11 protein-coding genes are annotated in these 11,788 nt (G+C 64.9%); 4 read left to right on the forward strand and 7 right to left on the reverse strand.

The annotated features are described in order from the left end of the window. Positions 1-225: 225 nt before the first annotated feature. Positions 226-1,548, forward strand: coding sequence for an aspartate--tRNA(Asn) ligase (gene aspS, locus ABT254_RS44580; RefSeq protein ID WP_351483446.1), 1,323 nt, complete (start codon positions 226-228; stop codon positions 1,546-1,548). 63 nt (positions 1,549-1,611) lie between these two features. Here aspS and ABT254_RS44585 read toward each other — a convergent pair whose 3' ends face one another. From ABT254_RS44585 to ABT254_RS44600, 4 genes are read right to left on the reverse strand one after another with little or no spacing between them, the layout of a single operon-like run. Further along, a complete protein-coding gene (locus ABT254_RS44585; RefSeq protein ID WP_351483447.1) occupies positions 1,612-2,397 on the reverse strand; it encodes a hypothetical protein in 786 nt (261 codons plus the stop codon). A gap of 7 nt (positions 2,398-2,404) precedes the next feature. Continuing rightward, the gene (locus ABT254_RS44590) at positions 2,405-3,310 is read right to left on the reverse strand and encodes a radical SAM protein (RefSeq protein WP_351483448.1); all 906 of its coding nucleotides are present in this window, start codon (positions 3,308-3,310) and stop codon (positions 2,405-2,407) included. Beyond that, the gene (locus ABT254_RS44595) at positions 3,307-4,608 is read right to left on the reverse strand and encodes a radical SAM protein (protein ID WP_351483449.1); all 1,302 of its coding nucleotides are present in this window, start codon (positions 4,606-4,608) and stop codon (positions 3,307-3,309) included. The genes ABT254_RS44590 and ABT254_RS44595 overlap by 4 nt, the downstream gene beginning before the upstream one ends. 3 nt (positions 4,609-4,611) lie before the next feature. Continuing rightward, positions 4,612-4,968, reverse strand: coding sequence for a hypothetical protein (locus tag ABT254_RS44600; protein ID WP_351483450.1), 357 nt, complete (start codon positions 4,966-4,968; stop codon positions 4,612-4,614). A gap of 343 nt (positions 4,969-5,311) precedes the next feature. On the opposite strand from ABT254_RS44600, the gene ABT254_RS44605 reads away from it, so the two are divergent. Beyond that, positions 5,312-5,506, forward strand: a complete 195-nt coding sequence (locus ABT254_RS44605; protein ID WP_450832852.1) for a hypothetical protein — start codon at positions 5,312-5,314, stop codon at positions 5,504-5,506. Positions 5,507-5,518: 12 nt separating this feature from the next. On the opposite strand, the gene ABT254_RS44610 is transcribed toward ABT254_RS44605, so the two are convergent. Next, the gene (locus ABT254_RS44610) at positions 5,519-6,628 is read right to left on the reverse strand and encodes a hypothetical protein (protein WP_351483451.1); all 1,110 of its coding nucleotides are present in this window, start codon (positions 6,626-6,628) and stop codon (positions 5,519-5,521) included. An 890-nt stretch (positions 6,629-7,518) separates the two neighbouring features. Between ABT254_RS44610 and ABT254_RS44615 the strand changes: the two genes are divergently transcribed. Further along, positions 7,519-7,878 carry an effector-associated constant component EACC1 gene (locus ABT254_RS44615; RefSeq protein WP_351483452.1) on the forward strand — a complete coding sequence of 120 codons (360 nt, stop codon included), beginning with the start codon at positions 7,519-7,521 and terminating at the stop codon, positions 7,876-7,878. A 2-nt stretch (positions 7,879-7,880) separates the two neighbouring features. After that, complete coding sequence (locus tag ABT254_RS44620; protein ID WP_351483453.1) at positions 7,881-9,818, forward strand: caspase family protein; 1,938 nt, start codon at positions 7,881-7,883, stop codon at positions 9,816-9,818. 439 nt (positions 9,819-10,257) lie between these two features. On the opposite strand, the gene ABT254_RS44625 is transcribed toward ABT254_RS44620, so the two are convergent. After that, the gene (locus ABT254_RS44625; RefSeq protein WP_351483454.1) at positions 10,258-10,959 is read right to left on the reverse strand and encodes a 2'-5' RNA ligase family protein; all 702 of its coding nucleotides are present in this window, start codon (positions 10,957-10,959) and stop codon (positions 10,258-10,260) included. Continuing rightward, on the reverse strand, positions 10,901-11,788 hold an 888-nt coding region (locus ABT254_RS44630), incomplete at its 5' end, for an NsdA family TPR-like regulatory protein (RefSeq protein WP_502972148.1). The genes ABT254_RS44625 and ABT254_RS44630, both read right to left, overlap by 59 nt.

Here is an 11,788-nt window from a genome sequence, read left to right on the forward strand (position 1 = left end):
AGAGCCGCCGGTAGCTGGGAAGGCGGCCTTGCGCCCCGGGGTGAAGACCCTCCTGAGTGCGGAGAGGAACGGCCTGGTGAAAGGTCCAATGCTCCGCCGGTTGGCCCCCGTCATCGGGCATGAATGAGGCCGTAGTTCTGCTGCGGTAAAGGCGCGGTGGCACCGCGAGTACCCTTCTCGTCCGCGCCCCCAAGGGATCATGACGACGCCCCTGGGAGGGCTGCGATGATCCACACGACTAGCCGTGTACTGGTGTTTGACCTGCGAGAACATGTCGGGCAGACCGTTTCTGTGTCGGGCTGGGTGAACACGCTCCGCCTGCAGAGCAAGATGCAATTCGTCGTCGTGCGCGACCACACCGGAATGGCTCAGGTCACCCACAAACGCGGCGGTGAAAGCGACGAGGTTGAGGCGGCGCTGGAGGGATTGACGCCGGAGTCCGCGATCCGGATCACCGGTCGCGTGGTCGACAACCCGATCGTGAAGCTCGGCGGCCTGGAGATCGTCCCGGAATCAGTCGAGGTTCTGAACCGGGCTGAGACGCCGTTGCCCATCGACGAGCAGACTGGTCTCGAACACCGTCTGGACTGGCGGTTCCTCGACGTACGGCGCCGGCCGCAGGCCCAACTGCTGTTCGCCGTGCAGACCACGTTCGAGCAAGGGATGCGCGAGTACGCCTATCGGCAGGGCTGCACTGAGATGCACACCCCGAAGCTGATGGGCACAGCATCCGAGTCCGGCGCCGAGGTGTTCAAGCTCGGTTACTTCGACCGCTCTGCCTACCTGGCGCAGTCGCCTCAGTTCTTCAAGCAGATGGCGATCTCGGCCGGTGTCGACAGGGTCTTCGAGATCGGGCCCGTCTTCCGCGCTGAGCCATCGTTCACCTCGCGGCACGCTACCGAATTCACTGGTGTGGACGTGGAGTTGGCGTGGATCGACGGGGTTGAGGACGTGATGGCCTTCGAGGAGCAGATGCTCGCGCATGCCATCGCCAAGGTCGCCGACGCACACGGGGAGGCGATCCGGGAGACGTTCGGTGTCGAGGTCACGGTGCCGTCGACGCCGTTCCCGCGGATCACGATGGCTGAGACGCAGGAGATCCTGCGGGCCAAGGGCTGGGACCCGGCGGGTGTGAAAGAGGACCTGGACCCGGAGGGCGAGCGCGGAATCGCAGCGCACATCAAAGAGCAGACCGGACACGAGTGGGTGTTCGTCACCCACTATCCGACGAGCATCCGGCCCTTCTACCACATGCGTCCGGCGGACGACCCGAGTGTGACGCTCAGCTTCGACCTGCTGTGGAAGGGGCTGGAGGTCACCACCGGTGCGCAGCGCGAGCACCGCTACGACGTGCTCTTGAAGCAGGCTGCGGAAAAGGGCATGAGCACCGAGCCGATGCAGGACTACCTGAACGCTTTCCGGTACGGGTGCCCGCCGCACGGTGGTCTGGGCATGGGGCTTGGGCGCGTCTTGATGGTGATGCTCGGCCTCGACTCGATTCGGGAGGCCACGTTCCTGTTCCGTGGTCCTAACCGGCTCACCCCGTAGTCACGCGAATGGCCGGGTCCGCTGCTCCCCTGAAGGATGCAGCGGCCCCGGCCTCGGCTCCGGTCAGTAGCGGACGTTGCGCAGATCGAGCTTCCATGCCTCGTCGGGGTGCTGGTCCCAGTAGGCGCGGAGTGCCAATTCCCGGTCTGCGAAGCGGCCCTGGTGGCACAGGCCGCCGTGCGCGAGGGTGACGCTCATCGCGAGCGGGGACTCCGTGGTCACCCAGTGCGGGGTCAGGGCATGGCTCCACAGCAGGTCGCCCGGTCCCATGCATACGGAATGGCGGTCGACTGGCTCGTGTTCAGGCGGTTCCTCCGCCGTGGTCTCGCCTACGACAGCGGCCTCAGCCGTGAGGTGTCGGTCGGGATTCTTATAGCTGTGGAAGGTCTTGGTTCCCTCGATCTGCCACACGAGTCCGTGTGAGTTGTCGTTGTGGTACGTCGAGGAGGCGCCTCCAGTCGAGATGAACAGCAGCGGCGCGCACCGTTGCCATGTGAACCCCCAGCTCGACAGTTGCGCACGCCAGGGGATCATGACCTGCTCCTGGAATCCGCTGAGGAGCCGGTCGTAGAAGCGGGTCAGGTTGAAGTGGACGAGGCGGAAGGTCCAGCTGGCGACTTCTTCGATCGGGGCTGTGCGGAAGGCCGATGTGCGGTCCATGCGCACGGACCAGTCCTCGTCTCCGAGGATGGTGAAGCGCACTTCTTCGTCTTGCCGGATCACATCGAGGACGTCGAGGGCAGGCGGAAAGGTGAAGCCGGTGGCGGTGAGGATGTTGCTGACGCGCAGGTTGGGAGGGGTTCGCCACCGTTCGATGAACTCGTCTGGTGTGGTGACTCGGGTCGTCATCGTCCGCTCACGGGATGTCGGGGGCGCGGCAGATGGCCGCGCACTCGGGGGTGGTCCGGTCGTCGCATTCAGCGTCGAGGAAGCGGCCGATCTCTGCGCGAGCTGCGCGGACGCTCACCCCTGATGTGCTGTAGGGGCACCGTCGGATCTCGCCGCTTGCGGACACGTACAGGGCCGCGGATGCGCAGGACGGCCGTCCCTCGGGGTACAACTGCATGGCTCGCAGCGTGGTGAGGTACTCCTGGAACCGCTCCGAGAGCTTGAAGAAGCGTCCGAGAAGATCGGCGTCCTCCCGCTGCCGGGCAAGGTAGTCGTAGAACGTGTAGCCGGCGCGCTGTCGAGCCGTGCTGTCGAGCGCCACCGGGCTGATCTGGATCTTGATTCCTAACTTGTCGACCCGCTCGTAGATGTCCTGGCACTCGCGGGCCGTGAGGTTCCAATACGTGACGTGGAGAACTCTCTCTCCCGCGGGGACCTGTTCCAGCGTCGCGATCGCCGACGCCACGGACCGGGTCGTTCGCCCGAGTTCCATGGCGCCCATCGAATCGGCCGACACAGTGACGTTCGCCAGCAGGCGCGCAATGTCGGCCAGGCGATCGACGTCTTCCGGTGCGCGGGCCGAGGTGACCATCGACACGGGAAGCCCGAACTGGTGGGCAAGCCGAACCAGTTGGCGCAGTTCTGGGTGGTGCGCAGGTTCACCGCCAGTCAGGCAGATCGCTTCGACGCCGGTCTCCTTCAGCCTGGACAGTGCCCGGGTGTAGGTGGGGATGTCGAGGAAGCCGTGGGCCCGATCCGCTCGGAAGCAGAATCCGCAGGCGATCTTGCAGTGGCCGGCGGTACTGATGAGCGCGGAGCGGAACCGCTGCCGGGCTGACGCGGACGAGCTCTCGGGGTGAGTGACGGTGTTCACTGCACCCCCGTGCTATCCCAGACTGCGATCTCCACAGTGCTGGCGTAGAAGTCGCACATCTGCGCATCCGGTCGGTCTCCGCCGATGAGAAGTTGTTCATTGCGGGAGGGCCCACCGCAGATCGCAAGGGCGGGGCACTGGGCGCATTCGGGGATGGGGGCGATGTTCTTGGCGATGCCGCCGAGCAAGTTCGGGTCCGCTCGCAGCTCGTCGAGGGTGTGCAGGAAGGAGGGGGCGGTGAAGTTGATGTCGCAGAGGCTGACTCGGCTGCCGGGCAGCAGGGCGACGTTCAGACTCCGGTCGCTCTGCATGTGATCCAAGAGCATGGGGCGGCGCCGGTCGAGGGCCTGGAATGCCCGGTCGAGGACGGAGAACATCATCCCGCCACGCCCGAGGGCGACGAGGCGTGCCTGATAAAGCTCCTGAGCCAGTTCTTTGCCTTTGACCGTCCAGCGTCCGCTGGTGGGGATCGGCGTGTTGGCGTAGATGAACTTCAGTCCGAGGTGGTCGATGATCCAAGTGACGGTTTCGGCCAGGCGGCCTATGTTCGCGGGCGTGGGAGTGAGGTTGCAGCCCACGTGGATGCCGCCCGCATCGAGGAGCCGACGGACGTTGCGCTGGATCCTGTTGTCGGCCGGTTGCCCGCCCAGGAGCCTGCGGTTCTCGGCGTTGATGGCGGGTGGTCCGTCGATGGAGATGCCGACGCCGTACTGGTAGCGGGCGAAGTGCTCGATCATGGCGTCGGTGATGCGGGCGCCGTTGGTGACGACTGTTCGGCGGACCCGTTTGACGTGGTACTGCTCGGCGAGAGAGTCCGCGAGAGTGTCCCCGTACTGCATCAGGTCGAACCGGGTCGTCGGTTCGCCGCCGAACCACTGGATGGCTACCTCGTCGCGGCCGGCGTTCGTCTCGAAAAGGTAGGTGAGGCCATCGGCGATTTCCTGCTCCGTCATATCCGGCTTGCCGGTGTTGGTCTCGACGAAGCAGTAACTGCACTTCATGTTGCAGGCGTCGGTGAGGACGACGCGCAGGCCGCTGATCCGTACGGGGACGGGATCCAGGTCGAGTTGGTGGAGTCGGATGCGGAGTGCTTCACGCTGGTCGACATCGGGATTGTCGGGCGTGAAGCCGAGCTCGGCGAGAGCTTTGTGTGTCGCGGCCGGGGGAACCGCGGAGAGGTCGGTGACCTCCCCGCGGTCGAGGTACACGCTGTCCAGCGTGACCGGGTCGAGGAGGGCACCCTCGCCGTCCCGGATGTACTGGATGTACTTCCCCCACAGGAGCTGTGAGGAGGTCACGTGTTACGCGGCTTCCTCTTCGACGATGCCGCGCTCGGCCATGACCTTGCGGACGAGCTCCTCGCCGGCTGCCTGCAGCTGTGCTGAGGCCTCCGGTGAGCCTCCGTCGGCGAGGACGATCACGCCGGGGAGGGTCGGGTTCGGCGCGATGACCGTGATGCCGGCGGGCTCCGTGCTGACCACCATGATCGCGTTCTCGACCGGGACCCAGTCCGCCTGATCCTTCACCGCTTCCAGGATCTCGGCCTGCTTGGTCTGGAAGGCGTCACGCTCGCCCATCCAGACTCCAGCCTTCTGCTTGGAGTCCACGACATCGGCGTAGAGCAGGTGATCGTTCTTGGCGCGACGAGGAGTCGGCATGCTCTCTCCCTTCGATTGCTCTGTTTCTTTCGACGAGCGATGTTGCTGAGTGCAGTGCCCTGCAAGGCTCCGCGGCGAGTAGCTTTCCGCACCATGGGGATCGAGTACATTCCACGAGTGATATCACCAGAGTGATATGGCTTCAGTGGCCTAATCCGTTGGGACTCGGAAGGACATGTAATTTCCGTGACCGCGGCAGGAGAGTTCAGCGACAGCTCGCGCTGCGACCCCGTAGCGCGCTTTCTTTCCTTTCACATATCACCGCAGTGATATGCGCTGCGTTTCAGCATTGTCGGCTGGCGGAAGCAGGGAGCGGGTGCCAGTAGTTTGCGGTCTCAGGTGGGTGCTGACGGCACTCTTCATGCTGCCCCAGTCCCGCCCTGTGACCCTCGAGACGTTCAACTACGCGGCCCTCGCCGTCGGCATGGTGCTCGCCTTCGCCAAAACCTGGTGGCTCGCCTCGGCCCGTAAATGGATCCTCAACCGACACCACGCGCGGAACGACATGCTGCTCAGCCTAGATCTGACGTCGGTCTGACGTATCCGGAGGTCAGGGTCGCCGGTGGGGCGCCTGATCCAGCTTTCCGTCCAAGGCGGCGTCGATCAGCAGATGCGCCCGGCGCTGTACCGCGGCAGGCTGGCCTTTGAGATTGCTCTCCACCTCGTTCGAGGGCATATCGAGGACACGCCGGATCTCGGCCGTCAGCGCAGGAAAAGGTTCCAAGGCGGTCGCGATGGTGTCCAAGTTCTCCTGCCATCCGGCACGGATCATCCCAATGACCATCGGCACGAGCAGCATCACGAACTCCGGATGGTCGTCCAGGTGCCCCATTCCTTCCATGCCGGCGTAGTTGTCGTTGCCGAACACGGCGCCGATCGTCCTGGCAACGAGCGGCAGGAACCGGAACAGCATCGCTACGAGCTGCCGGGCCGACTCCAACTCGGAGTCCGTTGCGTCCACGAGGGTTTCAGCCATCCTCGGCACGGAGATGACTTGCGCCGCATCGAACAGATCCTGCGCCGGACCGACCAGCCACGGCCCGTCCCCGTCCACGCGTTGCCGACGTCCCGGCGAGACGCCGAGAACCCTTTCGACGGTCGCGGCTTGCTCCTCGGTCGTGTCGAGCGTCTCACCGTACGCGAACAGTCGAAGCATCAACTCGACCGCGTTAGTGCGCTCGGAAGCCGTCACGCGTACTGGCCGCGGTAGAGCGTGCGGTCCGCGCCGTGCGGCCAGTGTCGATGCGATGGAGTTCAGCGCGGCCTCGCGCTCCGATGCCGGATCCAGGCCCCGGCGCGCGGCTTCCGCCTTGAGTTCGCGTTCCAGTGTCTGGGTCATCGTGCTCAGGCTGGCGCTCACGGATTCACGCACGGCGCTGGTCGCGATGGGAAACCCGTCGAGCCACAGCAGCACCCGCAGCACGTTGGGGTCCTTCGTGTGCTCGCGCCAGCGCATGAGGCTCACCAACTGCCGCTCGGCGCCGGGCGGGTACAACCACACGGGCCTGCGACCTCGATTCGCCCCGCGCTCAGGGCGAGGAATCAGGCCTTGCGTACGGGAACGGAACTCCTCAAGCATCCGCCCGCTCACGGGGTGCCCGGCTGCCGCTGCGGCCTGGAGTAGATCTTCGCTCTCGATACCAGCAGGGTTGACGCTCATGGGGTGAGCGTAGCCCCGTAAGTACTCCCGACAGATCGATCACTAACCCCCCATCAGTTTGAGTACTCCCAGGCAAGACCCCGATAACTTGCATACCGGTCTGGCTCCCTTGTTACCTGCACGTTTGTCCTGCTTCGCTGAGAGCACTGGCCCCCTTCTCAGGGTGAGGTCAACACACACATAGAGAGGCAACATCGTGTCTAAGAAGATGACTGCGGCGATCGCGGGCTCCTGCGCCCACGCCATTGCGAAGCGATGGGCGCTCCAGAACGGACTACAGCAATGGGAGGCCGCCGCCCTCGCATGGATGGCCAGCGCGGTCGTTTCAGCTTTCGTCATGCGCGCGTGATTGGCTGCCCGAGCCGTAGACGGTCTACGTCGTCACCAGCCTGACCTCCGAGCATGCCACGGCCCAACTCGCCGGACTCATCCATGACCATTGGAAGATCGAGGAGCTGCACCACGTTCACGACACCACCTTCGCCGAGGACGCCTCCCAACTGCGGACCGGCAACGCGCCCCGCGCGATCGCCACCTGGCGCAACCTCGCTATTGGAACCCTCCGTACAGCCGGAGTGAGGAACATCGCGGCAGGTCTCCGCCGCAACGCTCGCGCCCCTCGCCGCCCCCTCGCACTCCTTGGCCTCGCATGATCACGAACCGAACGTCATGCGACTACCCGAAGCCCTGGATGGAAGCCCGTGGCCAACAAGGCAAGGCCAGGGTGACGAGGAATTAGCCCCGACGGGCTGCCGTCAGAGCCGCAAGCCGCCACACTGTTGGGTACGTCATCGCGACGACTCGCATTCGGGGGACGCATGCAGGACGAGGTTTCGATGAGGAGGCACCACAGAGGTGCCCAGTCGGGTGATGAGCTGAACGTACGGCTGATGATCGCGCCCGACCCTGAGGTAGAGCCGGAGGCGGTCGAACGGCTGACGCGTCGATTGCGGATCGAAATCGCCGAGTTGGACATCGAATCGCTCAGTCCCGCTCCGACCGGTGCATCTCCCGAAGGGGCGAAGGGCGCAGATCCAGTTACGCTGGGCGCGATCGTCGTAGCGTTGAGCGCGTCCGGTGGGGTGTTCACCGCCCTCATCGAGACCCTGCGCGACTGGCTCAGCCGCCAGCCCGCACGGCATCGCATCTCCGTGACGATCGATGACGACACCATCGAACTGGAACAGGCATCCGCCGCCGAACGGCGAGACCTGATCGACGCCTACATCCGCCGTCATACCAGCGAGTAACCATGGGACGCAGACTGGCACTGCTGATCGCCACGTACGACTACCAGGACACGGGATTGCGGCAGTTGACCGCTCCAGCACATGATGCGGAAGCCTTAGCCGCCGTCCTCCAGGATCCCAAAATTGCGGGGTTCGAGGTCACTACCTTGGTCAACAAGCCGCACTACCAGGTTGGTGAGGCGATCAGTGACCTCTACCGAAACCGGCGGAGTGACGACCTCACCCTCTTGTACTTCACCGGCCATGGCCTGAAGGACGAGGATGGCCGACTCTATCTGGCGATGGTCAACACCCGGCGCGAAAGCCTGCTGTTCACGTCCCTGCCCGCAGAGCAGGTCGACCAGGCCATGTCCGGATGCATGTCCCGGCAGAAGGTCCTGATCCTGGATTGCTGCTACAGCGGAGCCTTCCCGGCTGGGAATAACGCCAAGGCTGACACCGACGTGCACGCCCTGGAGAGATTCCAGGGGCGGGGGCGGAGCGTCCTGACCGCGTCCGACGCCACCCAGTACTCCTTCGAGGGCAACCAGCCCCACGGAGAGGCCGCGCAGTCGGTGTTCACCCGCCACCTGGTGGCGGGCCTGCGCGACGGCAGCGCCGATCTCGATGGTGATGGAAACATCACCATCGACGAATTGTACAGATACGTCCATGATCGGGTCGTCGACGAGACGCCCCAGCAGCGGCCTAAGAGGCTTGACAACGTCGAGGGCCGCATCGTCATCGCCCGGAACAACAACTGGACGCTGCCAGCACACCTGCGCAATGCCCTCGGTAGCCCGATCGCCGCTGATCGTCTCAGCGCCTTAGACGGACTCGCCTACCTGTACCAGATCGGCAACGACATCGTTCGCCAACGCGTCGCTGACGAACTCCAGCGCCTAGCGGACGATGACAGCCGGAACGTGTCGGCCGCGGCGGCTGCGAAACTACAGGCCATCCATCCTGGGGCGCCCGAACCCTCCAGAACCGCGCCTGAACCTGTTCCGAAACTGGCGTTCACGTCGCCGGCCGAGCCGACAAGCGAGGTGCAGGCAACGCCGCCCAGCGTCGCTACGGGCACGGCACCGTCGAAGGGTGAGAAACGCAGCGCACAGCCGGACGAGGAGCTGACCGCAGCACCCCTCGAGCCAGGGGAACATGTCGCGGGTCGGACCGCCACAGTGCTGGCCGCCAGTGTCTCTGGACTATTCCTGATCCTGTCAGCCGCCCTGTTGATCACAGGAATCATTCAGGAAGGCCACTCCGACGGCTATTTCACCCACGGAGATCCGCCATGGAGTAGGGACTGGTATGTCATCACCATGGCGGCAGTGGCACTGGCTGCGGCGATCTGCATGCTCCTACCGCGGACGAGGTTCCTCATCGGACCAGGCGTGGTGCTCGGCACGGCGGCAGCCTCGGTCTGGGGGCTGGTGTACTTCTACCTAGCGAAGGATGAGTACTCACGGCTCCCGATGGGTTTCATTAGGAATTCGGCCTATCAACTGGAATACGCCGGCCATGTGACCTTGATGGTCGGTGCCTGCCTCGCAGGTCTCGTACTGAGAAGGAGTCGGGCTGTTCGCATCGAGCTTTGGCGGCCAACGAGTCCGCTGACGTGGTCCGTGGCCACCCTGGCCGGGGCGAGCGCGGTCGCTGGCGCGTTGCTCTTGCACCACGAGGGCTCCAAACTGAACGGCTACACCATCGGTTTGTGCTACACGGCGGCTGCCGCGCTGGCGGTCGGCTTGCCCGTGTGCGCCGCCGCGCTGGCCCCCAGACGCTTCGGGCTCTCTCTTCTCTTCGGCTGGGTCGGGGGCGCCTTCGCCATCGCTCTGTACGTCTACGAGGAAGCTCCATGGAATGAAAGGCCGTACCTCAACATGATTGCCTTCGCCTGTACGTTGCTGGTGCTCACAGCTGCGGGGGTGGCTATGGACCGGTCGTCCGCCAAATGAGACCCGTATGCCCGTGCTACCTCGTTTTGTCGCCCCGAGGAGCGCCTAGCGGATCATCCTCAGCGCCGCCGTGGCGGTATCCCGTCCACCATCCAGGGCTTCAGGTAGGCGCATGACGTCCGGTTCGTGATCATGCGAGGCCAGGGAGTGCGAGGGGCGCGAGCGTTGTGGCGGAGGCTTGCCGCGATGTTCTTCACTCCGGCCGCGCAGCCCGGTCGTCTCCGGTCGGTGAGCCAGCGTCAGACCCATCTGGTCCAGTGCGTCGCCGTCAAGGCGAGCCGGCAGCCGCCGGACCGTCGTCTCCGCAGGCAGGAACCGCTTTGGGAACAGTCGGTCGGGGTATGCCAAGGCATTCCAGGATGTGAGGCGGGTGCCACCGCGCTGACAGACCGCTATGAACCGGGCCACACACGACAACCCCGAAGCCCTGGCATGGTGCTCACCGCAATTCCAGTGAGTGGATGACCTGCCAGCGGTAGGCCCGGTCTTCACGACGCATTTCGACTAGCTGAACCCTGCGCACTGGTACATCCACCGCATCGAGCTTCCGGAGGGGCCGTATAGCATCGCGCACGATTTCGGCTGCCATGGGGCGGTTGCAGTACGCGATGCCTAGGTGCGGGCGAAGAACCGCTGTGGGCTTGCGCGGCGGAATCCCCGACTCGGCACCGGCTACGGATAGAGCCGCATGCAGTTGAATGACGGGAGTCCATGGAGCGACGCTGTAACGGATCGCGCCGCGGGATGCCGTCAGCGGCACAGCTCGGAGAGTAAAGCTCTCCGGTCTGCGTTCATGCGCTTTTGCGGCCAGGCGGTCCAGATGCCCGGAGCCGATCTCGTCGACGCGGCCGATGCGTCCCAGGGTCAGGTGCAGGCCGTCCGCGTCAATGTCGTCGAAGGCGAGGTGGCGCAGCTTCTTCTGGCATTGGCCTGCGTGGTCGATGAGCGGGGTCGCGTCGGGGAAGGTGAGCATCCAGTAGTAGGCACGGGTGGAGGACGTCCAACCGGGCCGGTCCCAGTGGTCTTTCATCTCCTCGACTGCCTCGAAGGCAGCCCAGTCGTGCTCGGCGATCAGCGTCGCGTTAGTGGTGCTGGGTGGAGGGCTGGCAGGAAATGCGTCCGGGTCGGCTGTGAGCTGCATCCGCTGGCCCTCTCGTCTGCTCCGTCAGGCGTGTCATTTTGGCAGACTTCGCCAGGTCTCTCGTTTGTGGGGCGGACTGCCAGGAGTGCAGGGCGTCGCCGTATTCCCGTACGGCTGGCAGGTCCTGCCAGCTTTCGGCTGTGGCGTGGAGTTCACCGGCGCGTTGGACCACGGAGCGGATGGGTGGGCCGCCCCCGGCTTCGAGGACCTGGCGGCCGAGAACCATGGCGTGCTCGACGTCCGGGCGTGGGCCGGCCAGGAGAGCGGTGGCGACGTCCAGGCGGACCAGGGCCTGGCTCCAGGCGGAGTCGGACTGCTCGACGAGTTCGTCGATCTGATCGGCGTAAGCGAGAACCCGTGGGGCGTTGGCGAGGGAGACATGGACGGTCGCGGCGTTGGCCAGTGTGCGGGCCATGCCGTACGGCTTGAAGGTGATACACGAGGTCAGACCGGCAGGGACCAAGTGGCGACTGCTCAGTTCCTCAGCGGCGGCAATCGCGCGTTCCGCGCCGGAGCGGTCGCCGAGCTTACCCAAAGCCCGCGCGCGTCCATTCGATTGGAGTCGGATGGCTTGCGGGTGGTTGGGGGCGATCTCGATGCCCGCGTCTGCCCAACGGACGGCTTGGTCATAGTGGCCTGCGTAGTAGGCGTTGAGCGATCGCGTGCCTTGGATCCACATGATCAGCTCAAGGTCTGCGATCTCCCTCGCCAGTTCCTCTGCTTCCTTGCAGTAGTGAGCTGTACTGAGATTTGTGGAGTCCCTGATGCCAGGGTTACGGTCCTGGCGAAGGAGATCCACCAGCACCATGGCAGCACCCCGTAAATATCC

It is taken from the genome of Streptomyces sp. NPDC001137, from assembly GCF_040298885.1.
In the GTDB taxonomy this organism is placed as follows: domain Bacteria; phylum Actinomycetota; class Actinomycetes; order Streptomycetales; family Streptomycetaceae; genus Streptomyces.